The organism is uncultured Slackia sp. (genome assembly GCF_934630525.1).
Classification (GTDB): Bacteria; Actinomycetota; Coriobacteriia; order Coriobacteriales; family Eggerthellaceae; genus Slackia.
In genome coordinates, this window is record NZ_CAKTVX010000011.1 from 54,086 (window position 1) to 80,573 (window position 26,488).

General features: G+C 58.4%; 20 protein-coding genes. 6 read left to right on the top strand and 14 right to left on the bottom strand.

Going from position 1 to position 26,488, the window contains the following annotated elements:
* The first annotated feature begins 39 nt into the window (after positions 1 to 39).
* Together Q0D41_RS08695 and Q0D41_RS08700 are read left to right on the top strand one after the other, a co-directional pair.
* Positions 40 to 1,560 carry a molybdopterin-dependent oxidoreductase gene (locus Q0D41_RS08695; RefSeq protein WP_294377992.1) on the top strand — a complete coding sequence of 507 codons (1,521 nt, stop codon included), beginning with the start codon at positions 40 to 42 and terminating at the stop codon, positions 1,558 to 1,560.
* A gap of 24 nt (positions 1,561 to 1,584) precedes the next feature.
* Positions 1,585 to 2,397: a molybdopterin dinucleotide binding domain-containing protein gene (locus Q0D41_RS08700; RefSeq protein WP_294377994.1), complete on the top strand. Its 813-nt coding sequence runs from the start codon at positions 1,585 to 1,587 to the stop codon at positions 2,395 to 2,397.
* 252 nt (positions 2,398 to 2,649) lie between these two features.
* On the opposite strand, the gene Q0D41_RS08705 is transcribed toward Q0D41_RS08700, so the two are convergent.
* The 4 genes from Q0D41_RS08705 to Q0D41_RS08720 form a co-directional block, all read right to left on the bottom strand.
* Positions 2,650 to 2,829, bottom strand: coding sequence for a hypothetical protein (locus tag Q0D41_RS08705; RefSeq protein ID WP_148039724.1), 180 nt, complete (start codon positions 2,827 to 2,829; stop codon positions 2,650 to 2,652).
* The gene (locus tag Q0D41_RS08710) at positions 2,807 to 2,929 is read right to left on the bottom strand and encodes a hypothetical protein (RefSeq protein WP_294378018.1); all 123 of its coding nucleotides are present in this window, start codon (positions 2,927 to 2,929) and stop codon (positions 2,807 to 2,809) included. Before Q0D41_RS08710 ends, Q0D41_RS08705 begins: the two co-directional genes overlap by 23 nt.
* Before the next feature lie 132 nt (positions 2,930 to 3,061).
* Positions 3,062 to 4,474: a sodium:alanine symporter family protein gene (locus Q0D41_RS08715; protein WP_294378069.1), complete on the bottom strand. Its 1,413-nt coding sequence runs from the start codon at positions 4,472 to 4,474 to the stop codon at positions 3,062 to 3,064.
* A gap of 475 nt (positions 4,475 to 4,949) precedes the next feature.
* Entirely contained in the window at positions 4,950 to 6,011 is a 1,062-nt protein-coding gene (locus Q0D41_RS08720; protein ID WP_294378021.1) for a hypothetical protein, read from the bottom strand.
* Between the two features lie 210 nt (positions 6,012 to 6,221).
* On the opposite strand from Q0D41_RS08720, the gene Q0D41_RS08725 reads away from it, so the two are divergent.
* The 3 genes from Q0D41_RS08725 to Q0D41_RS08735 all read left to right on the top strand — a co-directional run bounded on the left by Q0D41_RS08725 (position 6,222) and on the right by Q0D41_RS08735 (position 9,531).
* Positions 6,222 to 6,734: a MarR family winged helix-turn-helix transcriptional regulator gene (locus Q0D41_RS08725; RefSeq protein WP_294378025.1), complete on the top strand. Its 513-nt coding sequence runs from the start codon at positions 6,222 to 6,224 to the stop codon at positions 6,732 to 6,734.
* Between the two features lie 206 nt (positions 6,735 to 6,940).
* Complete coding sequence (locus Q0D41_RS08730; RefSeq protein ID WP_294378027.1) at positions 6,941 to 8,149, top strand: iron-containing alcohol dehydrogenase; 1,209 nt, start codon at positions 6,941 to 6,943, stop codon at positions 8,147 to 8,149.
* Positions 8,149 to 9,531 carry an aldehyde dehydrogenase gene (locus Q0D41_RS08735; RefSeq protein ID WP_294378030.1) on the top strand — a complete coding sequence of 461 codons (1,383 nt, stop codon included), beginning with the start codon at positions 8,149 to 8,151 and terminating at the stop codon, positions 9,529 to 9,531. Before Q0D41_RS08730 ends, Q0D41_RS08735 begins: the two co-directional genes overlap by 1 nt.
* A gap of 104 nt (positions 9,532 to 9,635) precedes the next feature.
* Here Q0D41_RS08735 and Q0D41_RS08740 read toward each other — a convergent pair whose 3' ends face one another.
* The 4 genes from Q0D41_RS08740 to Q0D41_RS08755 all read right to left on the bottom strand — a co-directional run bounded on the left by Q0D41_RS08740 (position 9,636) and on the right by Q0D41_RS08755 (position 12,740).
* Positions 9,636 to 10,493: an alpha/beta hydrolase gene (locus Q0D41_RS08740; RefSeq protein WP_294378032.1), complete on the bottom strand. Its 858-nt coding sequence runs from the start codon at positions 10,491 to 10,493 to the stop codon at positions 9,636 to 9,638.
* A 192-nt stretch (positions 10,494 to 10,685) separates the two neighbouring features.
* On the bottom strand, positions 10,686 to 11,657 hold the full coding sequence (locus tag Q0D41_RS08745) for a substrate-binding domain-containing protein (RefSeq protein WP_294378035.1): 972 nt from the start codon (positions 11,655 to 11,657) through the stop codon (positions 10,686 to 10,688).
* Positions 11,658 to 11,937: 280 nt separating this feature from the next.
* Complete coding sequence (locus Q0D41_RS08750) at positions 11,938 to 12,363, bottom strand: molybdopterin-binding protein (protein WP_294378038.1); 426 nt, start codon at positions 12,361 to 12,363, stop codon at positions 11,938 to 11,940.
* Positions 12,364 to 12,548: 185 nt separating this feature from the next.
* Positions 12,549 to 12,740, bottom strand: a complete 192-nt coding sequence (locus Q0D41_RS08755) for a hypothetical protein (RefSeq protein WP_294378042.1) — start codon at positions 12,738 to 12,740, stop codon at positions 12,549 to 12,551.
* 180 nt (positions 12,741 to 12,920) lie between these two features.
* On the opposite strand from Q0D41_RS08755, the gene Q0D41_RS08760 reads away from it, so the two are divergent.
* Complete coding sequence (locus tag Q0D41_RS08760; RefSeq protein ID WP_294378044.1) at positions 12,921 to 13,943, top strand: acyltransferase family protein; 1,023 nt, start codon at positions 12,921 to 12,923, stop codon at positions 13,941 to 13,943.
* 178 nt (positions 13,944 to 14,121) lie between these two features.
* Here Q0D41_RS08760 and Q0D41_RS08765 read toward each other — a convergent pair whose 3' ends face one another.
* The 6 genes from Q0D41_RS08765 to Q0D41_RS08790 all read right to left on the bottom strand — a co-directional run.
* Positions 14,122 to 16,263: a GH25 family lysozyme gene (locus Q0D41_RS08765; RefSeq protein WP_294378047.1), complete on the bottom strand. Its 2,142-nt coding sequence runs from the start codon at positions 16,261 to 16,263 to the stop codon at positions 14,122 to 14,124.
* Positions 16,264 to 16,423: 160 nt separating this feature from the next.
* The gene (locus tag Q0D41_RS08770) at positions 16,424 to 17,236 is read right to left on the bottom strand and encodes a class C sortase (RefSeq protein ID WP_294378051.1); all 813 of its coding nucleotides are present in this window, start codon (positions 17,234 to 17,236) and stop codon (positions 16,424 to 16,426) included.
* A 296-nt stretch (positions 17,237 to 17,532) separates the two neighbouring features.
* Positions 17,533 to 19,305 (bottom strand): isopeptide-forming domain-containing fimbrial protein, encoded by a 1,773-nt coding sequence (locus Q0D41_RS08775; RefSeq protein WP_294378055.1) that lies wholly within the window; start codon positions 19,303 to 19,305, stop codon positions 17,533 to 17,535.
* A 137-nt stretch (positions 19,306 to 19,442) separates the two neighbouring features.
* Positions 19,443 to 21,131 (bottom strand): SpaA isopeptide-forming pilin-related protein, encoded by a 1,689-nt coding sequence (locus Q0D41_RS08780; RefSeq protein ID WP_294378058.1) that lies wholly within the window; start codon positions 21,129 to 21,131, stop codon positions 19,443 to 19,445.
* Positions 21,124 to 24,594 carry a Spy0128 family protein gene (locus Q0D41_RS08785; protein WP_294378061.1) on the bottom strand — a complete coding sequence of 1,157 codons (3,471 nt, stop codon included), beginning with the start codon at positions 24,592 to 24,594 and terminating at the stop codon, positions 21,124 to 21,126. The genes Q0D41_RS08780 and Q0D41_RS08785 overlap by 8 nt, the downstream gene beginning before the upstream one ends.
* A gap of 660 nt (positions 24,595 to 25,254) precedes the next feature.
* Positions 25,255 to 26,488, bottom strand: a 1,234-nt coding sequence (locus Q0D41_RS08790) for an N-acetylmuramoyl-L-alanine amidase family protein (protein ID WP_294378064.1), incomplete at its 5' end; no start/stop codon positions are given.

Here is a 26,488-nt window from a genome sequence, read left to right on the forward strand (position 1 = left end):
CAATGGCTCGTGCAACCTTCCTTCACGCTAGGCCATTCCATGGATACATCTACCAACAATACGCGCTTCGCAAACTCAGGATGCGTCGAGGCTCAAACGGCGAACACGCCCACCGCCATCCAAGTCATTTGGAGCCACTGCGCCGCCAACTGCGGGGGCCGATGCGCACTGCGCTTCGAGGTCGAAGACGGGCGCGCCGTGGGCGTTGGCTCGTGCCCGGCGAGCGCGCCTGACGGCACGCCCCTGCCCCAAGCCTGCGTGCGCGGGCGCCGCATGCTCGCCTGGGCTCAGAGCCCGCTGCGCCTGAAATGGCCGCTCAAACGCACGGGACCGCGAGGATCGGGCCTCTACGAACGCATCACATGGAACGAGGCAATCGATATCGCATCGAGTAAGCTGCGCGATACCATCGACCGCTTTGGCAACGACGCCGTCTTCATCGCCTACGGCACGAACGCGAACTGCACCACCGCGCGCCCCTTCAACAGGCTCATGAACTGCCTGGGTGGCTACCTATCACGCTACAACGACTACTCATGCGCGCAGGCCACCTGGGCCGCGAAATACTGCTTCGGAATGAAGCCCGACAACGGCAGCTCCTTTGAGCAGGCGTTTTCGGCCGACCTCGTGATCGCCTTCGGCGCGAACCCCGTTGTCGCCAACGACGGCGGCGCGAACATCGGCGCGCAATGGCGACGCCTGGCAAAGCAAGAGGGCACGCGCATCATCGTCATTGACCCGCGCAAGACCGAATCGGTCGTGGGCAACGTCGAATGGCTGCCCATCACGCCGGGAACCGATGCGGCGCTTGTGGCGGCAATTGCGTGGGAGTTTATCCAGGAGAATGTCGTTGACCTGGACTTTCTGCATGCATACTGCGTCGGCTTCGACGAGACGACCATGCCGGAAGCTTTCCGCGGAAAGCATATGTCGTATCACGACTACGTGACGGGCGAAGGCTATGACCGCACTGCGAAAACGCCCGAATGGGCCGAAGGCATGTGCGGCATTGCGGCGAGCGACATTCGCTCGCTTGCGCGCAGCATCGCGAACGCCCGGCGCCTCCATGTGTTGTCGGGTTGGGGTCCACAGCGGCGCAGCAACGGCGAATGGAACGCCTGGGCGGTCATGGCGCTGCCGTGCCTCGTCGGCCACGTCGGCCTCGAAGGCACGTCAAACGGCCTGTATCCCTGGCACCACCGCGTGCTTTCGAGCTCGCTTCCCGCAGGACAAAACCCCGTGGCGGCGAGCATCCCCGTGTTCGAGACCATTCATGCCATTGAGCATGGCGAGGAAATGACCGCCGAAAACAGCGGCGTTCGCGGCGCGTCCCGCCTTGAACACGGAATCAAATATCTCATCAACTACGCGGGCAACAGCCTCACCAACCAGCATTCAGACGTGCGTCATTCCCATGAAGTGCTCGCCGACGAGAGCAAATGTGAGTTCATTTTGGGCATCGACACCGTGATGTGCGATTCGCTGAAATACGCCGACATCATATTCCCCGACCTGCTGCGCATCGAGCAGCAATCGCAAACCTCGGGCGGCGCCGATTGAGGGCATATCGTGACGGGGCGGCCCGTGCCCACCGCGCGTGACGAGCAGAAAAGCGCCTACGAGATGGCGCGTCTCATGGCCGCGAGCCTCGGCGTCGAGCAAGAATTCACGCTGGGCCGCACCGAAAGCGACTGGATTCGCGTGCTCTACGACGAAGCGCGCGAACAACAGCCCGAACTTGGCCTTCCCGAATTCGACGAGGCGCAGCGCGCCGGCATCGTGAGCGTATGGCGCGGACCGCATGTCGCGCTTAAGGCGTTCCGCGAATCGCCCGACGAGCATCCGCTTGCGACCGCGTCGGGCAAAATCGAGCTTTTCAGCGAAGCGATCCTGCGCGACACGGCTGGCTGGGACCTGCGCGAGGGCGACACGCTCGCGTGTCTTTCAACCCTCGCGCCCATTCCCGCCTACATTCCCGAATGGACGGAAGCGGGCATTCCCAATGCCGAAATGCCGCTGCGGCTCACGGGTTTTCACGACCGCGCGCGCATCCATTCGAGCTGGGGATTCGACGAGAAGCTGAAATCGATGTTTCCGCAGGTGGTATGGATGAATACGAGCGATGCGAACAAACGAGGCATCGCCGATGGGGACAAAGTGCTCGTGAGAAATTACCAGGGCGAGCTGTGCCTGCCGGCGAAGCTCACGAGCGATATTGTCGAAGGGACCGTAGCGATTTCACAAGGTGCCTGGTACGATGCGCGGCGCGTTAACGAGCGCGAGGTCGACTTCGGGGGCTGCATCAACACGCTTACCGTGTATCGCCCCTCGCCGCTCGCCAAAGGCAACCCGCAGCACACCAATGTCTGCCGCGTAACGAAGCTCGAAGCGGAGTAACCGCGCAACCGGAAACGCGCCGAGGGATCGACGTCGTTGACAACAAAGGCCACGCTAGAAACGCTGAAATCCAGGGGGTCTGAAGCGACAGTGTCAAAAGCAAAGTTTAAGATTGTGAAGCGGCTGTCCCGAAAGTGAAGCGTACAGGGAACGCCGTTTCTCGAACTCGCGCACGACAACGCACGACAAGGCCCCCTCCATCGAGAAGAACCGCATGAATTGGCCAACGCCCGCCCCTCAGATGAAAGCTGTCTAAAGGAACAACTCGGCTTCCTTGCGAACGTTGCATTCCTTCGCAATGGCGGCCGATGCGATTTTCGCCATAAGGCCATTAACCTTGCGCGCATGAGCGGGACAATCGCACATGCAACGCATGCAGCTTATGCAGGTCTGCGAATCGGCCGTAAAATCATAGGTGGAAATCGCTCGCACGGGACACGCCTTCGCCAAACCAGCACACGCGATCGTTCATGGGAATGGCCATTTCCACGATGGGGCCGAATGCGCCATTGCGGCGGCCAAGGCCTTCCATAATCAGGCGCTTCCTTCCAAGCAAATGCCGTAATTTGGGAACAAGAAAGGAGGGGGCATGCGCGCCCCTCCCGAAAAGGGGACGGCCGCCCGAAGGCAGCCGCCTAGGTTGTGAGGGAATACCGCCGGCGAATTACTTTTCGTCGTATTGCGGAATCTCGGTGTCGTCAACCTCGTCGAGGTTGCCGTCGTAGACGTAGTGCTTGGTCTCGCGAGCGATGATGGCGGAAAGGCCGAGCACTGCGATGCAGTTCGGGATCGCCATAAGGGCGTTCATCACGTCGGCGAAGTTCCACACCACCGAGCTCAGATTCGAAACCGCGGCGCTGCCGGTTGCGTCGCCGACCATCATGCAGCCCCAGAAGACGAACAGCAGAAACACGATGTAGTACGGGAGCACGGCCTTCTTGCCAAGCAGGTAGCTGATGGCGCGATTGCCGTACTGGCTCCAACCGAGAATGGTGGAGTAAGTGAAGGTCAGCAGGCCAACGAGCAGCACCAACGGGCCGAACACGGGAATCTTCTCGAAGGCCGCGGTGGCGAGGCCAGCGCCCGAAGAGATGGCGCCATCGGCGATTGCGGTGGAAAGCTCGGGGTTGGCGAGCAGCGTGGTCATGAGCATGAGGCCCGTGAGCAAGCAGACGACGACGGTATCCCAGAACGTGCCGGTCATGGAAACGAGCGCCTGGCGAGCGGGGTTCTTCGTCGTGGCGGAAGACGCGACGAGCGGAGCGGAGCCCATGCCCGATTCGTTGGAGAAGATGCCGCGCTTGAAGCCGAACTGCAAAGCCAGGGTAACCGTGGAGCCAACCGCGCCGCCGGCGGCGCCTGCCGGGGTGAAAGCGCCCACGATGATCTGGCGAATGGCCTCACCAAGGTACTGGCCGTTCAGGCCAATAATGATGATGCAGCACACCACGTAGAAGATGGCCATGACGGGAACGAGCTTCTCGCACACACGGGAAATCGACTTGATGCCGCCCAGAATGACGATAGCCACAAGCGCCACGACCACGATGCCGACGAGCCACTGCGGAATGGCCGCGCCGTCGATGAGCGACGTGTTGTACAGCGCATCGGCGAGCGAGTTCGACTGGGTCGAAGCGCCAATGCCGAACGCGGCCAGCGACGCGAACAGGGCAAACAGCACAGCAAGCACGCGGCCGAGCTTCTTGTTCTTGAAGCCGCGCTCGAGCGCGTACATCGCGCCGCCGAGCATCTTGCCGGAGTGGTCTTTCACGCGGTACTTCACGCCGATGAAGACCTCGGAATACTTGGTGGCGATACCCAAAATACCGGTGATCCACATCCAGAAGATGGCGCCCGGGCCGCCGAACAGAAGGCCCGTGCCCACGCCGACGATGTTGCCCGTGCCGATGGTGGCAGCGAGCGCCGTGGTGAGCGCGCCGAACTGGGTGATGTCGCCGTCGGCGTCGGACGGATCGTCCTTGGTGACCGACAACTTGATGCCGGTGCCAAGCTTGCGCTGGATGAAGCCGGTGCGAATCGTCATGAAAATGTGCGTGCCAAGCAGCAGCAAAATCATGATGGGGCCCCACACGAAGCCGTCGACGGCGTCGATGACGTCAAGCGGACTCGTGGCGGCGGCCAAGCCTTCGCCCAAACTCGTAAATGGCGTTATGAAAAACGATGTAAGGAAGTCTTCCATAGCACTGCCTTTCCCTCGGGAAAGCGTGCGCGTTGGAGAGCCATAAGGGGGAAATCTCTCCAACGCGAGCGCTTTCTTTCTCTTTCGACGAGGGAAATGCTACGGGAGATGTTTTTCAGGCACGTTTCAAGTCGCGTAACAGCGTGTATCTCAGAGTTAAAGGGACGTTACGCGCCCGCGAACGGACGTGGCACCAACGAAACGGGCCGCTTCCCATTTCCCCACAATCGAAGAAATGGGAAGCGGCCCGCAATAAGCCTATCCACGTTTCGAAAGGTTCAGCGCTATAAGCGAGCAACGGCGCGCCATGGGCGACCTGCCAATGGGCACGGCGCGGCCCTCAGCAAACCGCCTACGTGAACAGCCACAACAGGTCGTTTTCGCTGGGGTCGGCCCACTCCGATTCGTCGATGCGCCACGTGCCGCCGACCTTCTCCAAGTCTACCGTCAAAAACAGCTCATAGCCCATTTCGGCATTCTCGCATGCGTTCGAAAGGGCCTCTTGCGCGTCGACTCCATCTGCAATGGCGTAGCACACTTCCCTCGCGACATCGTAGCTGCGATAGGAATTCGCGTAGTAATACACCGTCGCCTCGTCAGCTTCGTCGTCGACGTACACCCAGTCGACTTCATACACGAGCGAGCGCATGGCCCAATCGGCATACGCGTCGGCATCGAGGCCCAGGGAAGCGGCCGACTCGCCCGTATAACCCAAGACGCAATCGGCGAAATCGTTGGCGATTGCCGCGCGAAGGACCTCGTCATCGCCCGATGCCACACTGCCGAGACGGCTGGTCGCCACATCGAATATCGCCTTCTCGTCGTCGGTCTCCGGAGCGTATACCTCGTGGTCGGAGCCAATGACTTCAGTATCGTCGACATCGCCATACTTGGGGGCCTGCTCGTCGAAAAGAGAATCGAGCGCGACAATGGCGCCCAAAATAACCGTGAAGGCGACGCACGCCGCTGCGATAATGCCCACGACAACCGCGGGAGACTTGCCCTTGGACCTCGAAGCAGCCTTGCTCTGGGCCGCCCTTTTGCCCACGCCTTCGAAATTCGGAGGCGGCGGCGGGGTGGGCGCAGAGGATGGGCCCACATTGCCAGCGGGCGCGCTGAAAGGCGAATCTTGGGAAGAGGGCTGATTGGGCCAAGCGGGCTGGCTCGAACGCGAAGAATCGCCAGACTGAGCAGGACGAGCGGGATGGGCGGAGCGATCCGCCTCCTCAGAAGCCGCCTTCGGCTCGCTAACCGGCGCAGAAACGCCGCCTTCTGCCGGCTCGCCGAACGGATTTTGCGCGCGATTCTTGTACGCCTTCGTCGATGAAGGAATATCCCACGGCATTGTGGGGTCGCCCGCGTTGAACGGGCTCTCGTTCGCACGCTTGTCGTTTTTCTTATCGCCCCAGGCCATGCGCGCCTCCCCTTCCGTCGCGTTGTACGGCATTCCGAACGCTCAAGGCGCCCGGAACAGCTACAAAAAGTATACGACACCACCCAGCTAAAAAGCGACCTTCGCGTACGCCAAGCGGAGTGCTTTCTGCGGAACTTGTTGACACATCAACAAGTTTATGGTCAACTTCCACATGTTGATTTGTCAACATCAATCATCTGGAAAGGCGCCATGGAAGACCGATTCGAGACGTTCACCATTCTCATAAGCCGAATCAATCGCAGCATTCGCAAAATCAAAAACCAGGAAATGGCCGATTGGGGGCTGAAAAGCATTCATGTATCGTGCCTGCACTACTTGCGTTCGCAGGGAAGCCTTACCGCGGCCGAGCTGTGCGAGCGCTGCGAAGAAGACAAAGCGGCTGTGTCGCGCGCAATCGACCACCTGAAATCGGAAGGTTTCATCGAGCACAGCGCCAACGATGCCAAGCTCTACAAGTGCCCGCTCGTGCTCACCAAGAAAGGCGAGCAGGCCGGCGACGCGATTGCCCAAAAAATCGCGACGGTGCTTCGGGAAATCGACGACAGCCTCACCGATGAGCAGCGCGCAGCGTTCTACCAAAGCCTCGCCGCCGTGAGCGACCGCTTAGGCACTATCGCGAGCGAGCCAATCGAAGCAAAACGTGACGATGAACGCGCCCGTCATGTGGGCGCCGAACGCAAGCGCGAATCAAGCCCCAGCTAAAAAGCGAGCTCCTCGCGCCCGCCCCATGCGGCAACCAGGCGCATGCCGCCTGACCATGCGCCAGCCGCGCGTATCGCGCCCACCCTGCACGACAGCCGCGCGTATCGCGCCCACTCCCCCATACGATAACCACACGCATGCCGCCCGCCCCACGACGCCGCACGCGCCGTCGAAGCAGCCACCGCCCCAAGAAAGAGAAGCCTGCCATGTTTTTCCTTAAAAAAGCCTACTGCCGCGTCTTCCAAATCGGTTTTCGCGCCGTACTCCCGGTGCTCCCCTACCGCGAGCCCGAAATCATTCGCTCGTGCGCCGATTTGGGCCCCGCTCTTGCGAAGGAGCACGCACGCACCGTGCTCGTGGTAACCGACCGCGGCATCGTGGAAAACGGCCTCACCGCACCGCTCGAAGAGGCGCTGCGCGACGCGGGCGTGAACTACGCAATATACGACAAAACCCAGCCCAACCCCACCGTCGACCAGGTCGAAGAAGCCCTTGAGCTCTACCGCCAGCGCCAATGCACCGCGATTATCGCGATTGGCGGCGGCTCATCGATGGACTGCGCCAAAGCCGTGGGCGCGCGCGTCGCGTACCCGAACAAGCCGCTCTCGCGCATGAAGGGCGTTCTGCGCGTGCTCAAGGCGACACCCCCGATTATCGCCATTCCCACCACCGCGGGCACGGGCAGCGAAGCCACCTTGGCCGCCGTGATTACCGACGGCCGCGAGCACCACAAATACGCGATCATGAGCTTCCCGCTCATTCCCCACTACGCCGTGCTCGACGCGCACCTCACCTACACGCTGCCGCCGCACCTTACCTCCACCACGGGCATGGACGCGCTCACCCATGCCGTGGAAGCATATATCGGCAGGTCAACCACGAAACAGACGCGCGAACTCGCGCTCGATGCAACCAAACTGATATTCGGAAACATCCAGCGCGCCTATGAGCATGGCGACGACCACGAGGCGCGCGAGAACATGCTGCACGCCGCATACAAAGCGGGCATCGCGTTTTCCATGTCGTACGTGGGCTACGTGCACGCCATTGCCCACTCGATCGGCGGCCAATACGGCGTGCCCCACGGCCTGGCCAACGCCGTGATTCTGCCCTACGTGCTCGAAGCATACGGCGAGTCGGCGCACAAAAAGCTTCACCAGCTCGGCGTGGCCGCGGGCGTGTGCGACACGACCGATTCCGATGCCGAAGGCGCGGCGAAGTTCATCGCGGCGATCAAGGAACTCAACGCGAGCATGAACATCCCCACGAAAATCAGCGGCATCAAGCGCGACGACATCGCACACCTGGCCCACACGGCCGAACGCGAAGCGAACCCGCTCTATCCCGTGCCCAAGCTCATGACCGAGCACGAACTGGCCGCCCTCTATGAAGAAATCGCAGATTGGAACGAATAATGACCGGCGAAGAAATCCAAGCACTCCTCGACACGCAGCGCGCCTTCTTCAACAGCGGAGCCACGCTTTCCGTCGATTTCCGCATCAAGAGCCTGCGCAAGCTCTACGACGCCGTGAAGGAGCACGAAGACGACATCCATGCGGCGCTCACGGCCGATTTGGGCAAGAGCGCCTACGAGGGCTTCATGTGCGAAAGCGGCCTGGCGCTCACCGAAATTTCGTACATGATCAAGCACACGCGCAAACTGGCGCGCCGCACAACCGTGCGCACGCCGCTCGCGCAATTCGCCTCGCACAGCTTCACGCAGGCGGTGCCCTACGGCAACACGCTCGTCATGAGCCCGTGGAACTACCCGTTCCTGCTGACCATCGACCCGCTCGCCGACGCCATCGCCGCAGGCAACACCGTTATTTTGAAGCCGAGCGCCTATTCGCCAGCGACCAGCGCGATTATCGAGCGCATTGTCGCGGAATGCTTCGCGCCCGAGCACGTGGCGGTTGTCACGGGCGGTCGTGCGGAAAACACCGCGCTGCTCGAGCAGAAATTCGACTTCATCTTCTTCACGGGAAGCCAAAACGTGGGCAAGGAAGTGCTGCGCCACGCGGCCGAATTCCTCACGCCCGCCGTGCTTGAGTTGGGCGGAAAGAGCCCGTGCATCGTGGACGCGAGCGCGAACATCGAGCTTGCCGCCAAGCGCATCGCGTTTGGCAAGTTCCTGAACTGCGGGCAGACGTGCGTGGCGCCCGATTACGTGCTCGTTGAGCGCGGCGTGCACGACAAACTCGTCGCTGAGCTGGCAAAACAGATTGAACGCCAATTCGGCAAAGCACCGCTCGAAAACGCCGACTACGGCAAAATCGTGAACCAGAAGCACTTCGAGCGCCTGTGCGGACTTATCGACGAGAACAAAGTGGTGCATGGCGGCGAGCGCGACGCCGAAAGCTGCCGCATCGCGCCCACGATTATGGACGGCGTCACGGCGAGCGACGCGGTTATGGGAGAAGAGATTTTCGGGCCGATTCTGCCCATTCTTACGTTTGAGACATTTGACCAGGTGGCACAAGGCCTTAAAGGCAAGGCGAAGCCGCTTGCCGCGTATTTGTTCTCGAGCGACAAGGGACACATCGACCGCTTCACGCACGAGCTGCAATTCGGCGGCGGCTGCATCAACGACGTCGTCATCCACCTGGCGACAAGCAAGATGGCGTTCGGCGGCGTGGGCGAAAGCGGCATGGGCGGCTACCACGGCAAGCGCGGCTTCGAGGCGTTTTCGCACGTCAAATCGATTGTCGACAAGAAAACGTGGCTCGATTTGCCCATGCGCTACCAGCCGTATTCAAGCGCGCTTTACGAAAAGCTGCTGCACGTGTTCTTGCGATAGCATCGCGCGCCCAAACACTGCGGGCCTCGCGCATCTTCCGCGCGAGGCCCGCTTTTTCTTTCTGGGCTTTCTTCGCCTATACCGCGTTCTTACGCGACGGCTGGCTATTCGTCGCCTTCGACTTCCTCTTCCTCAACGTCGATGAATTCCAAATCGGCATGCAGATTGAGCCAATCGAGGGCGTCTTCGATAACGACATCCTTATCGTATTCGTTGAAGATCTCGTGATAGAGGCCGGCGTAAATGCGAAGGCTCTTATCCCATGAGGCGATTTGTTCGTAGAGCTCAAGGCTGTCTTTCGGGGCCACCAGGCCGTCGTCGCCGCCATGCAGGATGAGTACCGGATCAACGAAGCGGCTCGCATTCTCGCGCATCCACGCATGACCCTTGTGCAACGCGCGGAACAGGCCGAACGACATTTCTTTAATGACATAGGGGTCGGCCATGTATGCCTCGCCCACCGACGGGTCGGAACATACGCCGTCGCCCAGCTCATTGGGCATGTAGGCCAAATCGGGAGCGTCGGCTTCAACCGCGCCTGTGCCCAGGCCCTTATTGTCGCGGGTCCATGCGCCCGAGAGCACGTAGCCGTCGACCTTGCCCGGATGCAAGTGCCCGTAAAGCGCCGCGCCGTAGCCGCCCATGGAATGGCCCACGATGAACAGCGGAGCCTCAGGATTTTCGGCGATCGCGCGGTCGACCACGACGTCGATATCTTTCGCAATTTCATCGAAAGCGGAATAGAAGACCTTGGTGCCCTTCGAACGGCCATGGCCGCGATGGTCGAATCGATACACCGAATAGCCCTGCGCGTTCAGGCGCATAGCGAGATAGTCGTAGCGGCCTTGATGCTCGCACAAGCCGTGCACGATAACCACCACGCCACGCGGATCGGCCACCGAATCGGTTTTGCCGTAGAGTTCCGTGCCGTCGAACGACTCGAACATGTATTCCTGCACCATGGGATTCCTTTCTCCCGTCGAATACCCGAAACCTGTTAAATGCTCGTAGCGTTTAACAGGTTTCGCGAAAACGCGAAACGCGCATGCCTGAATTATACGGCGCGCCGCGATGCGACCCGACGAAAAACGGCAGGTGGAACATGTTCTTTTGTGAACCTTGAGAGAAGTGAAAGGCTTCGCGTACTGATCGAGTTACGACTCGTAAATGATGGAGCCCAAACGCGACGCGTCGAAGCCCAAAGCCTCGAGCTCGCGGCGCACACGGGGATCGTCGCCCAGGCGCTTCACGGCGCGCACGAGCGAACGCGTGCGCTCGCTTTTCTTCACCACGATATCGATCCACTCGTTTTGCATGGGAAGGAAATCGACGCCCAGGGTCGTCTGAGCGAGATTCGAAGTGCCCACGCCCGCTTCAGCCGCGCCTTTGGCCACAAACGCCGCCACTGCATCAGGAGAGGCGACTTCGCGATTGTAGCCACGCACCGATTCGGGACGCGCCTCGAGCTCGCACAGCACTTCGTCGAGTAGCACGCGCATGGCCGAGCCACAGGCGACGTTCACGAGCGACGCATCGCGCGTGAGCAGACTTCCCCACGAATGAAGGTGCTTGGGGTTGCCAGCCTGCACAATAAGGCCCACGCTTCGGCGGGCAACGCGCACCACCGACACCGGAACGCCCGGCACGAGGCGCTGCACATACGGAATGTTATACGTGCCGGACTTGCGGTCGAACAAGTGCACGACGGCGGCATCGGAGCGGCCCAAATACAAATCGACAAGCGCGAGATAGCTTCCCAAATAGACGCGCGAACAGGGAAATCCCTTGCCAGAGAGCGCGTGGGCAATAATGTCGCCCGAGATATCGCCACCCGAAATAACGAAGGGATCGGCGGCGGGAGCTATTTCGGGAATAGCCGTCGCATAGGGAGAAGAAGAGGCCGTGGCAGACGCGGGCGCAACGGGAATGGGGCCCGTCGAAGCCGGCGAACCGCCCGTTTTCGACGACTCGATGTAATGCTCGACGTCGGCGCGCGTGAAACGCAGTTTGCGACCCACGCGATACGACGCAAGCTCGCCCGATTTCGCAAGCGAGTACACAGTGTTGCGGCCCACGCCGAGCAACGCCGATACGTCTTCGACCTGCAATGCTTCGTCTTCGCGCACGAAAGCCCCTTTCCCTTTCAAAACTGTTCTCGATTATAGATTATTCAGAACAAGAAATAATAAGGAAAAAGAAAAGGCGGCCCGAAGACCGCCTTTCGCGCAAAATGAGACGAACGATGGCTCGCCGAACGCGCCTTTCGTCGAGCAATCCAATTCTCGACCGTAACCGGACAAGCAAAACGTTCGCTTCGCAAGGCCGCGGTGAAGCAGACAGGTGCACCGATCGCCCCTCATGTCGCCCCTGAGCATCGCAGCACAGATCGCCTGAGGTGCGCCTGGCCTATTCCACGCCTACCATGACGTCGGTCGACTTGATGATGGCAACGGCTTTCTCGCCCTCGGCCAGGCCGAGCGACTCGATGGCCTCGTTGGTAATGGAACCGGTGACCTTGTTGCCGTCGGCGAGCTCGAGCGCGACATGGCCGTTCACGGCGCCTTCCTTAATAGAAGTGATGGTGCCCACGAGCTGGTTGCGCGCGGAAATGTTCTTGATGGGCTCGCTGCCTGCGGCGAACATCACGTTGGAAGCCTTGATGATGGCGAATGCCTTTTTGCCCTCGGCGAGCTCGAGGCCCTTGATGGACTCCATGGTGATGTCGGCCTTGATGGCATAGCCCTCGAAGTCGATGGTCGCAACGCCATTCACAGAGCCTTCGACAACGCTGGAAATGGTGCCTTCAAATTGATTGCGTGCAGAAATCTTCATGCGAGCGCTCCTCTCTTATTTGATATATGCGCTTAGGAGCCGAAGCATTGAGAACGCCCCAATGCCCGACCTCGCGTTTCTTGACGCCCCGATAATCGCACATCGCTCGCGGCGAAGAAACATCGCGCAAAAATCGGCATGCCGCTTAACCCGCTTCGCCGCCGTTCGTGCCGAATCGCACCCATTTACGCGCCGCGCACCCACTTGCCTTCGGCGTCCACGTAGTCGCCGTCGATCCGCTTCGAAGACTGCATGACGCCCGATCCGTCGAAGTAGTAGCACGAGCCGTTAATCCATTTCCAGCCCGTAACCATGGCGCCGGCATCATGCTGCGACCCGACGCAGAAGCGCCCTCCCTGGTTAAATGCCTGCCACAAAAAGAGACGCTATGCAAACAAGAGGGCTGGTAATTGTCGACTATTATTTGCATAGGCGAAAATCTGCCCTTTGCAAAACCGCAAAAGACTACAATGGCTATGCGAATTGCTCCCAGGAGATGTCGCCCCTCCATCAAGGAGCCATACGAAGAATCTAAACCCTAGGCAATGGTGAAATATATGCAGTCCTCCAAGCAACGACGCGATTTTATCGACGTGACCAAATTCGCCCTCAGCATCCTGATTGTGGTTATTCACATCAGTCCCATCGAATCCCTTAATCCCATCTTGCGTCCATTCTTACGAACAGCGGTCCCCTTGTTTTTCCTTATATCCGCCTATCTTTTCTTCAAAAAATATGGGGAAGCCGAAACCGTCGAAAAGAAAATCGCCAGAATCGAACGCTACGTCAAGCGCAACCTGCAGCTCTATTTCTTCTGGCTCATAGTGTTGCTTATTCCGACGCTCTCCTACAGGCAATGGTTTAGCGATGGCTTCCTTTCTGGCCTTTTCAGAGCCCTTTATTCCTTTCTGTTCGGAAGCACGTTCATAGCCTCTTGGTACATTATGGCAAGCATTATCGCCACATTGATCATTGTAGTTGTCTCAAGATACCTTGGAAATAAAACGATTCTGCTGCTTTCGGTGATTCCTTACCTTGCTTGCTGCGCGATGAGCAACTATGGGGCATCGCCCTTGGTGGCGCCCCACTACGACGCGCTTTGCTACGCATTTGGATCCAACGATTACAACTCGTTCTGGGTTGCCATTTTTTGGATAGCCGCCGGTAAATGCATCGCCGACAATGAGCTGCGCCTTTCAAAGGTGAGCACTTCTTCCCTTTTGGCGATAATGTTTGTCGGTCTAGGTGCTATCTATACCGAACAGTTCTTTATCCTCGCAAATCAATGGTCCTATGCCGACGATTGCTATCTTGGACTTGCCGTTTTCTGCATCCCGGCTTTCGTATTATCTCTAAGGGTCAACGTCAGCTGCAAATATGCGGCATTCTTGCGAAATGCAAGCATTGTCACGTACTGCCTTCATGACAATCTGAACTACGCCATCATGCGCTTTACGCCGTTTTCGCCAACCCCTCTTGAAACCTTCTTCATCGTGCTTGTGGCTTCGTGGCTTCTAACGGCGCTGATAATGAAAATGGAAAAGAACGAGCACCTCAGCTGGCTAAAGTACTCACATTAACTTGCCTTGCTGAGCAATTTCGCCGTTGGGCTCGCTTTCCCAACGGCGAAACGCCAGCTTGCCTGTTTTCAAAAAAAAACAAATCGAGCATTCATCCCGCGGCACGCACGAAAACCGGCACAATGTCATTTCGCTTTACGAACCCAATTTCCGCTCCAAGCGTAATGCCGAATCGCACCTATTTACGCGCCGCGCACCCACTTCCTTCGGCGTCCACGTAGTCGCCGTCGATCCGCTTCGAAGACTGCATGACGCCCGATCCGTCGAAGTAGTAGCACGAGCCGTTAATCCATTTCCAGCCCGTAGCCATGGCGCCGGAATTCTCGAAATAGTATTTCGAGCCGCCGATAGTGCGCCAACCGATGGCCATTTCTGCGGCATCATTGAACCAATACCAGGAATCGCCCAAGCTCAACCAGCCCGTTTCGAACCCGCCAGACACGTTCGCGTAATGCCACGCGCCATTAAGATTGAGCCAGCCAGTCTGCATGACGCCCGCTTCGTCGAAGAAATAGTACCTGGAGCCAATCTGCTTAAGGCCAGTAACCATGACGCCAGAATCGTCGAACCAGTACCACGCATCGCCGATCTCGCACCAGTCCACGGCCATCGCGCCCGACTCGCCGAAGTAATGCCGCACACCGTCAACCGTTTGCCAGCCAGTGGTCATAGCGCCCGAATCGCCCAGCCAATATCGTGAACCGCCCACATTCAGCCAGCCGGTTTGCATAACGCCGCTGCTCGCATCGAGGTAGTACCAGAAATTGCCTTCCTGCAGCCACCCCGTGCTCATGGCGCCCGAAGAGCCCAAGTGGTACCACGAGCCCCTGTTTTGCCAGCCCGTGAGCATCGCCCCCGATGAATCGAAAAGGTACCAATCGGCATCCACGCGCTGCCACCCCGTGGCCATTCGGCCATCGCCGCCATCGGCGAACCAATAGCGCGAACCGTCCTGGTCAAGCCAGCCTTCATGCATCGCGTAAGTGCCCGCATCAAACCAATACCACGAGCCGTTGATGGAATTCTTGCCCAGCACAAGCGAGCCCGATGAAGTGGCATAGCGCCAAACCCCGTCGTCCGAACACCAGCCCGTAGCCATAGCGCCCGAGCTCTCGAAGAAATACCCATTGCCTTGGATTGTTTTCAGGCCCGTTACCATAGCGCCGCCCGCGTTGGCGTCGAAGTAATACCAGGTTCCCTCGATGCTGAACCAGCCCACGCGCATTGCTCCCGACCAGGAATCGAGATAGTACCAATGCTCGTTGGTCCAAAGCCAGCCGGTTTGCATCCAGCCCGACACATCGAAGTGGTACCACTGGTCGTCAATCTGCGCCCAACAGTTCGCAGGATAGCTGCCATCGGCGTATCGATACCACCACTTCGATCCCGACTTAACCCAATGGTCGCTGTTAATGGGCTCCATATAGGTGTAATTAAGGTCGACCCTTTCGCTTATTCCCGGGATAACGCCATAGTCCGAGAACTGCCAAACGCCATTACCCTCGCTGAAATTCGACATGGGCGCATACGTCAGGCCAATTGACGTATTGTACGCAGCAACCCATTTCGAATACTTGTCGAACACAGGGGACGTGAGGTACGTGTTCCACCAAGAAAGGTTTGCATACGTCCCCACGGGATAGCCCGCCGCCGTGAGCTTGTCGAAAAACGCCTGCGCGATTGCGGCGTAATTCTTCCCCACCATTTTCGAATCTTCCATATCGAAATAAACGGGGAAAGCCAAATCGGCGCCCGTAAGCCCCTCGCTCTTCAACTGGGAGATAGCGAAATCGGCTTCCTTGCTCGCCTCTTCGGGCGACGTGGCCCTTGAATACAGGTATACGCCAAACGGCATGCCGGTCGACAGGCACCCCTGCACATTGTTGTGCCACTGAATGTCTGCATGGGTGGAGGCGTAGCCGCAACGAAGAATCGCGAAATCGACGCCCGCGGTTTTCACCTGGGCCCAATTAATCTTCCCCTGCCATTCACTTACGTCGATGCCTTTATATGCGCCGGCGCCAGTGCAATACCCCTTGCTGAACTGATCAAACCAATTATACACTGGCCAGCCATTGCCGTTGGTTTCAACCGAGCACGCCATTACGCCATCGGCGGAATCGGCGGCGGTCTCCTCAAACGTGCCTAAATTGTCGGTGCTCGCGCCGCTGTCGCTTAAAACGAGCTCGCCATTAAAGAAGCGCCAGCTGTTCGCCCCATCGGAAGACTCGTCCGCATAAGCGCAGTTCAACGCGCCGCATGCAAGCAATGTCACCCATACACACGCCGCAACAAGAAAACAGGTTTTACGCTTTGCCATGCGCAGCCCCTCCAAAAAAAAACCGCCATGTACAACCAATCACGCCACTCCCGTCTCACGCTCGTCGATTATGACGCCATAGCCGACGGCCGCCACGGAAAGCTTCCGTTCACCGCACATATTACCTTTATCGAACCATCCATGGCCCTCAACGGCCCCTTTATTCGCAACCACCGTTGGACTTACCGTTCCGCCGTTTGCGAACCCGATGGACGACGACATCAAGCAAAACAAGCGCCATAGCCGCAACAACAACGAGGACCGCAGCTTCGCGCCTACCCCAATGCCTCGCCAAGAGCCCCTTCTGCTCAACAGCTTCTTGCTCGACATATTCGGTACGATCGCAATGGACGAACAACCGATGGTCGTTCACGCCATAAGGCGTGCAAGTCACGAGCGTCAGCTTATCAGCCCCTGGCTCAATGGCGAGGGATTCAATCTCGTCGGGCCACGCCACCTCAGAACCCGCCACCTTGTACGCGAGCGTTTGGCCCATGGTGTGCAGAAGAACGAGATCGCCCTCTTTGAGAGCGTGGATGTCGTCGAACATGCTAAGGTTGCGCATGCCGGAATGAGCCGTGAGCACGCAATGGGAAGACGTCCCGCCCACGGGCAAGCTCGTACCCTCGAGGTGGCCAACACCAGCCATGAGCACTTCTTCACTCGTGCCGTGATAGATGGGCATACTTACGTTAATAGATGGAATCTCAACCCAACTCATCATGGGGTCGCGATCGAATATAAGCTGATCTTCATAGGGCTCTACCTGGTCGGCGGGAAGCTCGGGGCTTTCGTGGGCGAGCAATTCGTTGTACGCACGAGCCTGGAGAAGAATCCGTTCACGCTCCTCCGCAGGAAGAGTGTCTACCGTGCTAGACACGGCGTTGATTTGATTGAAAACACCCGAAGCCTCAAGTCTGTCAAAGACCCACGGCCACACCATCAGACCGACGCCGACGAGAATGACAACCATAGTAATAAGCCGATCGGCCCAGCGAGGCAAACGCTTACGGCGTCTCTTGCTACAGGAGGCGGAGGCATTCACCGCCATGCGATCGTCTCGATGCTTCATCGTCTCGGCGCCTCCAACGTCGGTCGTCACGAATACGTAAAGGTTGCTGGTTCACGGGCGAAAGCGTACATGGTAAAAAACGCGAGGCCGCGACACGAACGCCACCTAAAGAGCGAGGCCCCGCGGGTCAAAAAACCGCAGGGCCTCGCCGCTCAAAAACAATAATCCATTCGAAAAGGAATAGGCCGGAACGCCGATTATTCCTCGGACTCCGCACGACGGCTGCGAATGAGGTGCGCTACGCCGATAATGAGCACCGCGGCACCTATCACCCAAGTAAGCGTCACGCCGCCAAGACCGGTGATGGGAAGCCCCACGGACTTGGTGTTACCAACGTTGATAGTAACCTCGCCGGCAGCGGCATTGGTTCCCGTGCCATCTGTAGCGGTCAGCTTATTGTCACCGGCGGTGCCATCGAGCGTACCGAAAGCGATATCGGTACGACCCTTATCGGCCTCGGAGATCTCAGCCTTAAGGCTCGTCACCTTCATCGCCGTATCGTCATATTGAGCGGCGATGGTGAAAGTAAATGGATCGGCCTTGGTGTACTTGCTGTCATCAGGCGTCTTAACCTCGGTCACCGTATAGGAACCGGCATCGAGGCCGGAGACGGCGATTACACCATCATTTCCAGACGCGAACTTCACATAATCGGGGAGGTTGCCAGCATCGGCAACGGTCACGAGCTGCCCCGCAACGACACCAGCGTTAGCGTCTGCCATCGAAGCGATGTACTGGCCCTCTGTATTCGAATCGGCAGATTGAATCGTGAATACGGCACCTGCAAGGCCCTTCTCGGTACCCTGGTCGACCTTGTTGAGATTGAGTTTGAACGCAAAGTCGGCGACGGCATCCTCGATCGTCTCGCCCATGCCCTCGGCATACGGGTTGTTGGAGTACGCGAGCTTGACGGTGTTGGGGTTGCCGCCCTTGCTATCGCCGTCAGCATTGCCGATCGTGGCGTTGCCGTTCAGTTTAGCCTTATAGAAAACGACGATTTCGGTGTTGGCATTCACGCCCTCAACGTCCTTGAGGCCCTTATGGCCATCGCCGACTTTAAACTCCACCGTCAACGCATTATCAGTCCAGGCCACTTCGTACTTGCTCATATCAATTTCGGTGTAAGTTCCGCTGTTAAGCGCGTACACCTCAACCGAACCATCAACGTAATCAAGGCCGCTCGAAAGCACATCGGTGAACTTGTAGGCATACGCATCAAAAGTGGCATAGTTGCTGGCAATGGTACCAGTGAGCTTATAGTTCACCTCTTGGCCGATTTGGGAATCGGCGACGTCCCTCCATTTATCGGAGCTCTTGACATCCGCAACGGTGGCGTCCGCGTCGTCGAGGATTTTCTTCTCGACGGTAGGCACGCCCTTCTTGGGGGTGACAATCGTCGAGCTGGTGCCGTCAATCACAGCGTACACGGGAGAGGTGAACGCATCGGTCGACGTGCCGTCAGGCGTTCCAGCGGTATCGGTAAGGAACAGCCAATAGCCCGCCTCAAGGCCGGAAAGGGACGCGTTGCCCGCAGTCGTCGTCTTCCAAGCGCCGCTGTCATTCAGATTTGCGGCAATCATGCTCAGAACATTGCTGCTTTCGACCTTCGAGTCAACTCCAGAGACCCCGGCGTTGGCGTTCAGCCAATCGGCGGCATCCTGCGCGTTTTCGCTGGCATACGACGCATCCTTCGCCTTAATGGCGGTCAACACAGCGGCCTTGGCGGTGTCGCTCGCCCAATCGATGCTGCTCACCGTCGTAGCTTCATCGCTTATGGCGACCGTTCCCTTGAAAATCTGAATGCCCTTATAGGTAGACGATGCAGAGTAAACGCCGTCCTCGAAAGTGACGGTCGATCCTGCACCCGCAGCAAACGCCATGGATGCGGGCGTAACGATGGTACCGAAAGCCATCGTCGCAGTAAGCCCCGTTGCGAGGGCAATGCGGGCGAACTTCTTATTCGTTTTCAAACCTGGTTCCTCTCTATATGAAGAATAATGAAACATTGGGAACGGCCCCAAGCCGTCCTTTAGGCCGATTATTGAAGAGTGGGCGAGCAAAAACGACACAGCCACGGTGGGGGCAATACGCACATGGCGCGAAGCGGCTACTCGCCACGACGGCTCTTTCCCCGTCCAAGGAAGCGCAACCCGGCCATAAGCAGCATTCCAACTGCCATAAGCATGAATGCGTAGGTCAGGCACCGATCGCCGGTCTTAGGGAAAAGCCCGCCGAGCCATTCACTCGGGTTCGAGGGTTTCGGGGAGTTCAAGACCGTAGACTCCACGACTCCCGAGCTGGCATCCACCCCATCAACGAGCAGAGGGTCTTCGGCAGACACGGTGAGCGCGGGCTTCGCAGCTGCAACTTGCTGGACGTCGAGCCCTTCAATTGCAAGAGTGAGCGCCCGGGCACCCGCAAAACCAACGAAGCCCTCAGGTGCCGCAACCTCCTCAACCATCAGCGTCCCAGAGTCCACGCCGCCGATCGTCACGCACCCGTCCACGCCGGTGGTAACAGTCGCATCGCCCCGAGACCACGTCCCGTCTGCCGTAAGTTGGCGCCCGCGGTCGTCGGTAACACGCAGCACTGCGCCCGAAAGCGGCGTTCGATCGTCGCTCGACCGCTTGGAAAGCGAGAGATCCCAGGTATAGGCGGTGGCGTTGTCGCTCGGAGTGCAGGTATAGCCACCCTCACCGCCCTGATCGGCAAAGGGAGAACGGGGGTAGCGCAGGAAAACTTCGTTGGGATTGCCCTGCACCACTCCGCGGTTTGCCTCCGTGCCGAGCGGCGCATTGTAAACCACGACCAAGCGGGCGCCATCTCCGAAGCTTTCCGAACTTTCAAGCTCGGAAATCAGGTCGCCCGTCCTCAGCGTGAAGGTATGTGTCTCGGCGTCAACCGAAACAGAACACCCAGCGGTGATATCCTTCCACCCATCAGCAGGCTCGTAGCCAACAGAGCCGCCATCGACGCAGACCGCGTCGAAGCCGCCGCCGGCCCCCGCAGCCAAGTAGACACGCGCACTCGAAGCGACCTTGGCGGAATCAAGCCCTGCGCTCATAGTGTCGCTAAACTCAACCGTATATGCTTCGTAGCCAACAAGACCTGCTGGAATCGTGGCGCAAAAGCGCCAGTACAAGTCATCGCCCACGGTGGCGTCGGCGGCCTTCCGCCACGCGCCGTCTGAATCCTCGAGCACATATTTTCGAACTTCCGGCACAGCAGCCTTGGGCACAACGGTAACCGGCGCACCGCCCACCAGCGCAAATATCGGCGCCGTACCCGCCTGAGATTCGCCAATGGCGGCATCATCGGCCACAACAAGCCAATATCCTGCAGGCAATTCTTCGCTCACGCCGGCAGAAATCGCCCTGGGCTCCACGCCAGACGAGCGAAGCGCACGGGCGAGCTCCAGAGCAAGCGAAGGCGTCATGCGCCCATCGGCATCAATCCACTCGGCAACGTCCTGCGCGACGGTTTTCGCACCATCCATGCCGGCTTCGCGCAAAACGGGAAGAGCAGCATCGCGCGCGGCATCGCTCGCCCACGCCACATCAATGGCCAGCTTTTCCCCAGAGCCGCCTCCGTCAGTAACCTTCGCATCAAAAAGCTGGTATGCCTCATACTCATCGGCGACCGAGGGCGACACGGTAAGAGTGCCCACCGTCGCAGCGCACTCAGTTGCGGAAGATGCCAAGGCGACCTTTGGAAGGAATGGCGCGAGCGCGAGCGCGAGCACGCAAAGCAGAACAGCAAACCTACGGGCGCGAGACCCAAAGCCGTAGCTAGTCACGACGCACCCCTCCCTTCTTTGCGCCAGTGCGGTATAGAAGTATCCGAATGCCAGCGATAACGAGAAGCGCGGCGCCGACAAGATACGTCGCCGTCATACCCGCGCCGCCAGTGGACGGCAAACTCGTCGAGTATTTGTTGGTGAAGGTTGGCGGAGTCAAGGAGCCGCCGTCGTAGGTAACAACGGCGTCAAGCTTTCCGTTGCCGTTAGTCACCTCCACCGTGACATCGTGTTCGACCGTGTCGTAGGTAATGTGGTCTTTGACGTTGTTCTCGGCATCCTCGGGGACAACCTCAGAGATGGTGTAATGATATTCGCCAGCCTTGTTGTACTCGACAACAAAGGAGACATTTCCCTCGGCATCGTTGGTCACCGTCTGAAGTACTTTGCCCTCGGCATCCTTGAGCGCAAACGAGAACTGTCCGGCCTTGATCGCGCTGCCTTTGAGCACCTTCACCGCATCGATATTGGCAATGCCCGTCATGCGGTCATCGTAGATCCAGATCTCGTCTTTCTCCGCGTCGCCAACGATATCGGCGCCGCCAACAACGAGCTTCGCCTTTTCAAGCGCAGTTTGGTATACATCGTCACTCGCGTTGCCCTTGAGCATAATCCACGTGGGGTCTGCAACGGCATAGCCATCGGGCGCCTTCGATTCCACGAGCTGATACAGCACGCAATCGCTCATCGCCTTGGCGCTCGTGCCAAACGAAATCTTGCCAGCGGCATTGGTCAGAGCTGTTTCAAACAGCGTTCTGGCGCCTTCCACGCCCGCCGTCTTGGCCTGGTCTACATCCACGCTATAAAGCGTGAACTCTGCGCCCTCGAGCGTCGCGCCGATCTGCTGGGCATCGTATTTAGTCATTGTGATGCCATAGCCATTGCCGCCCGCGCTGGCAGCGGCATTCTTGATGGTCCATATCTGCTCATCGGTCGCAGAGCCATCTGTCACGCCTGTGAGCTTGGCGGTGTTGGAAAGAGAGACTTTATCACCGGGCGCCCCGCTCGGAATGACCTCGTACTCGACCTTGAGATACTTGCCGTCGGGGACTTTGAGGGTCAGTCGAGTGCTCAGGCCCGCATCGCCTTCGACCTGCTCCATTTTCGAGGAATAGCCGCTCTCGGGCAGCTCCTTCCAAAAAGCGTTCCCGCGCTCATAAACCTTGAGCGTCGACGGCACGAGCGTGCACTTGGCATCCATGACGTCGACAAGCTCAAGGAAATCGCTTCCCTCCATCAGGTCGACAGCCGACTCGTTAACGAGAATGGTGTACTTAATGCGATTGCTGTTGCCGACCTGCTCGCCAGTCTTTTCAATCACATTGTTCTTGATGGTAACAGTGCCACTACCAGACTCGAACACTTTGCTTCCCGACTCAGCGTTGGCCGAGTTGGTGAATTTCATTTCATTCGCAGAAGCGTCGAGCGCGCTGCGCTTGACCGCCGTCTGATACGTGAGCTTCGCGTAACCAGCATAGTCGCCAAGCGCCGTCGTCGGAACGGAGAAGGTAACCGTGTTGCCGTCATTGCTCACGTTACCAGCAGAGAGCCGGCAGTCGGAAGCGACCGTCTTGCTCTCGCTTCCGCGACCAAGCCCCGTATGCAAATCATAGGGATTCTGCACGAGCGTGTACTTGGCGGAGTTCGCAACGTAGGTCATGCCATCTGGGAGGGTATCGATAATGTTCAGCGGAGCACCGCCGAGCTTTCCGGCTCCATAGTATTCTCCCTCTGTGCTCTTCTGACGGTTCGCGTACACTGTCCAGTCGACGACCCATGCGCCTTTCTCGTTCGAACCGTCAACGGCGCTCCAGTCGAAGCTCTCGTCCCAAGACACCTTCGACTCCGCTTCCGGCTTCTCGACCGCGGGCGTCGTGTCCTGGTTGACAACGTACATAACAAGGTCCGAGTACTGTCGCTGAAGGTTCAAGCCCGACGCGCTCACCGATGCGAAGTTCGAATACCATCCTGGCAGCGCATCGGATGTCGTGGTGTACGTGATGACAGCGTAATCCTCGTTCTCGAGGGCTGCCCTTACCTTGTCGTTGACATATATATCAAGATTGAAATTTCTCTTCGTTCCACCGACCGACCAGTTGGCCGTTAGGTTCCAGTCGCCGTTCTGTCCCATCACAAGCTCGGTTGCACCGATTTTAATAGTGATGGAGTCTACGTCGACACCGATATCTTGCTTCCATGCCGTCTGGAACGTGTCCTTCACCGTCACCTTATCAGGATTAACCGCATTGACGATTGCCTTGAGCGCAACACGCGTTTCCCATGTCGCCCTTCCCGTCGTCGCAGCTTCGTCGGAGCTCACAAGTCTCTTGGTAATCGGCGTGCCCACGAGCTGCGGCGTGAATTTGCCATCATCTGATCCGGAAATAGAGCCCTCATGCTCGATGATTGCACTGTTGCTCACGGTGTCGTACGAATTCGTGTCGTTCATTGTCGTGTGATAAACAATGCGATAGGTTGCGTATTTATCAGCGAGGTCGTTCGGGAATGTATAGGTAAAGGAAGCCTGCGATGCATCGAGCGTGCCAGTCGCAAAAACCTCCGACCCCGAACTGCCTTTATAAACCGTGTAGCTTCCCTTATATGACTGCTTGGCATCCAATTTGTCGGTGAACACATAGCCGCTCATGTCGGCTTTGAGTTCGCCTTGGTTAAGAGCTACCGTCCAAACGATGTCAGACGGCGTACCCGAGCCATTAGATTTGCTGATCATGTCGTAACGAAAGCCGCCAGGAGCAACCGTCACCGTGCCGGATTGGCGATCGTCGGTGCCGCCCCACTCCCACGTTGCTGTGTTTTTAGAGGCTTCTTGCTGGTCGATATACTCGCGATCCTTTACGGAAACACTGTTCTTCAGCACTGTTTCATACGTGACCGTATGATCCCCCTGGGAAAGATTTCCCAAATTGCCAATGGTTGCGGTCTGACCGGAAATCGTCGGTTGAGGATCGAGCTTCTTGCCATCGAGTGCGAAGCTTCCTTCAACATAGCTGAAATTGTCGCCCAGCTCGTCAACGAATTTAACGTTTGTTGCGTACGACTCTACATTCAAGTTCACGGCCCAGGCGACCTTTGCCATGCCGTCGGCACCTTGGGAGAAAGCTCCCGATTTCGTTCCTGCGACGCTGCCATCTTTAATGGGAACCTGAATCGACCCCGCGCCAGGGAACACTACAGAAACGTTGTCGCCCGAGCCGGCGTCCTTATTCTTAAGTTTGAACGAAAAATTAGCGGCAACGTAAATGTCCGCGGGATTTCCTTCGAGCCACTTCGTATCAAACGAAAAAATAACTTTGTTGTCCCTAATTGCCCAGGTGCCAGCTTTGGCGGCATCGGCGCCTGATCCTTCCATGAGGTCGCCGCCATCGTTATCGTCGACGACGATGGTGCCAGGGAATTCATAGACGGCAACGTCGTTGTCGACAGAGGGTGCCTTGCCGCTCAAGAATTTTGCCGAGAAAGCTCCGTAAAAATGAGATATTGACGTCACAGCGCCATCAATGGGCTGGGTATGATTTTCATCGGCAAAGAGATTGACCGCAACATTCGCCGTATCCCCGTTGATCTGAATCGGCGACGAAGGCTCCGAGACCTCCTCTGCATGAACGGGAGACGCGGCGACACAAAAACAAAATGCCACAAGAACGGAGAGAGCAGCATACAAAGCGCGGCGAGTAGAATGGCCTCGTTTTTTTCGCATAATCACACCCATCAAAGCTAAAAGACGCGGAGCCACTGAAAGCGCTTTCTGTACGCCTAGGGCAACTTATATATTGCATATTAACAAAAAATATTCAGTTTTATCTTCTCATCGGCATCAAAAAACGACAGGCATCTGAATCCACCCATCCCCATTGACAAATGGGAGGTGGTAACGAATGGACCGGGATTGTTCTATAGGCATTCCGAATCGAGCTAATGAGTGTATTGCCGTTCATGTTCCACGGGCGATAGGTTACTAAGGGAGGAATGCGGCCGGGCAGTCTCTCGGACTGGGCCAAGAAGGCCGACAGTCCAGTAGTCGACATAGACCCCTCGGCCTTCCGCGATGAAGGGAAATAAAAACAGCCGGGGCATACACCCCGGCTGCATAGAATCGCATGTCTTATGCGTTTTGCACCCATCGCCCGTCAGAGCCGACGTAGGAGCCGTCGATCCGTTTATCTGTCTGCATGACGCCGGAGCCGTCGAAGAAGTAGCACGAGCCGTCGATCCACTTCCAGCCCGTGGCCATCGCGCCGGAATCGTCGAACCAGTACTTCGCGCCGCCGATCGCCTGCCAGCCGGTCGCCATGGCGCCCGAGTCGCCGAGCCAGTACCACGCGCCGCCGCGATTCAGCCAGCCCGTTTGCATGGCGCCGGAGCCGTCGAAGTAGTAGTACGAGCCGTCGACGACGGTCCAGCCGGAAGCCATGGCTCCCGAGCCGTCGAAGTGGTACCTTTCGCCGCCGATCGTCTGCCAGCCCGTTGCCATCGCGCCGGAGCCGGAGAGGTAGTACCAGGCGCCGCCCGTGCTCAGCCAGCCGGTCTGCATAACGCCGGAGCCGTCGAAGTAATAGTACGATCCATCAACCACGCGCCAGCCCGAGGCCATCGCGCCGGAATCGTCGAACCAATACCAGGAGCCGCCAATCTTCTGCCAGCCAGTCTGCATAATGCCGGAGCTGGAAAGGTAGTACCACGTGCCGCCCAAATTCAGCCAGCCCGTTTGCATATAGCCCGATCCGTTGAAGTGGTAGTAAGAGCCGTCGATGATGCACCACTCGTTCGCGGGATAGCCGCCGTTGTCGTAGGGGTACCACCAACCGCCAGATCCAGTCGCCCAGTGGCCAGGAAGCGCGATGCAATTTCCGGCGCTGCGCACGATGTCAAAGCCGGCCTCAACGGAGGATCCGGCAAAACGCCCCATGCCGCGAACGAGGGCCTCGGCTTTGCCGGGAAGAACGTTGTCCTTGTACTCGACAGAATAGTCGACGCCCTCGACAAGGGGCTCCCCGTCCATCGATATGGCCGGATTCGGCTCCACGGGGCGGCCGGTGTATTCGAACGGCGACCCCCCAAACTCGACCTCGGCGGCCTTCAGGTCCTTATGGCGAGCGATCACGTCGACGGCAATCCCGTCAACGGAATCGTAATTCGCCTGGTCCTTTGGCGTAAAACGGGCGAGCAGCGTCTTCTTCCCATGCCAATCGACGACCGCATCGCCGTTCTGCCACGAGAAGCCCTCGGGCAGGGCCACGTCGCCGAGCCTCTGGCCGTAGTCCGCCTCGACGGGGGCGGGCGCCTCGAACTCCGGGGCCGCCTTGGCGATGGGGAACCCGATCTCGCAGGAGCCGCGG

What these genes read in the sequence shown, in the direction of transcription:
- Q0D41_RS08730 (WP_294378027.1), top strand. Translation starts at nt 6,941, where the DNA reads ATGTTTTTCCTTAAAAAAGCCTACTGCCGCGTCTTCCAAATCGGTTTT.
- Q0D41_RS08695 (WP_294377992.1), top strand. Translation starts at nt 40, where the DNA reads ATGGATACATCTACCAACAATACGCGCTTCGCAAACTCAGGATGCGTC.
- Q0D41_RS08760 (WP_294378044.1), top strand. Translation starts at nt 12,921, where the DNA reads ATGCAGTCCTCCAAGCAACGACGCGATTTTATCGACGTGACCAAATTC.
- Q0D41_RS08710 (WP_294378018.1), bottom strand. Translation starts at nt 2,929, where the DNA reads ATGGAAGGCCTTGGCCGCCGCAATGGCGCATTCGGCCCCATCGTGGAA.
- Q0D41_RS08765 (WP_294378047.1), bottom strand. Translation starts at nt 16,263, where the DNA reads ATGGCAAAGCGTAAAACCTGTTTTCTTGTTGCGGCGTGTGTATGGGTG.
- Q0D41_RS08770 (WP_294378051.1), bottom strand. Translation starts at nt 17,236, where the DNA reads ATGGTTGTCATTCTCGTCGGCGTCGGTCTGATGGTGTGGCCGTGGGTC.
- Q0D41_RS08750 (WP_294378038.1), bottom strand. Translation starts at nt 12,363, where the DNA reads ATGAAGATTTCTGCACGCAATCAATTTGAAGGCACCATTTCCAGCGTT.
- Q0D41_RS08725 (WP_294378025.1), top strand. Translation starts at nt 6,222, where the DNA reads ATGGAAGACCGATTCGAGACGTTCACCATTCTCATAAGCCGAATCAAT.
- Q0D41_RS08720 (WP_294378021.1), bottom strand. Translation starts at nt 6,011, where the DNA reads ATGGCCTGGGGCGATAAGAAAAACGACAAGCGTGCGAACGAGAGCCCG.
- Q0D41_RS08740 (WP_294378032.1), bottom strand. Translation starts at nt 10,493, where the DNA reads ATGGTGCAGGAATACATGTTCGAGTCGTTCGACGGCACGGAACTCTAC.
- Q0D41_RS08735 (WP_294378030.1), top strand. Translation starts at nt 8,149, where the DNA reads ATGACCGGCGAAGAAATCCAAGCACTCCTCGACACGCAGCGCGCCTTC.
- Q0D41_RS08715 (WP_294378069.1), bottom strand. Translation starts at nt 4,474, where the DNA reads ATGATTTTGCTGCTGCTTGGCACGCACATTTTCATGACGATTCGCACC.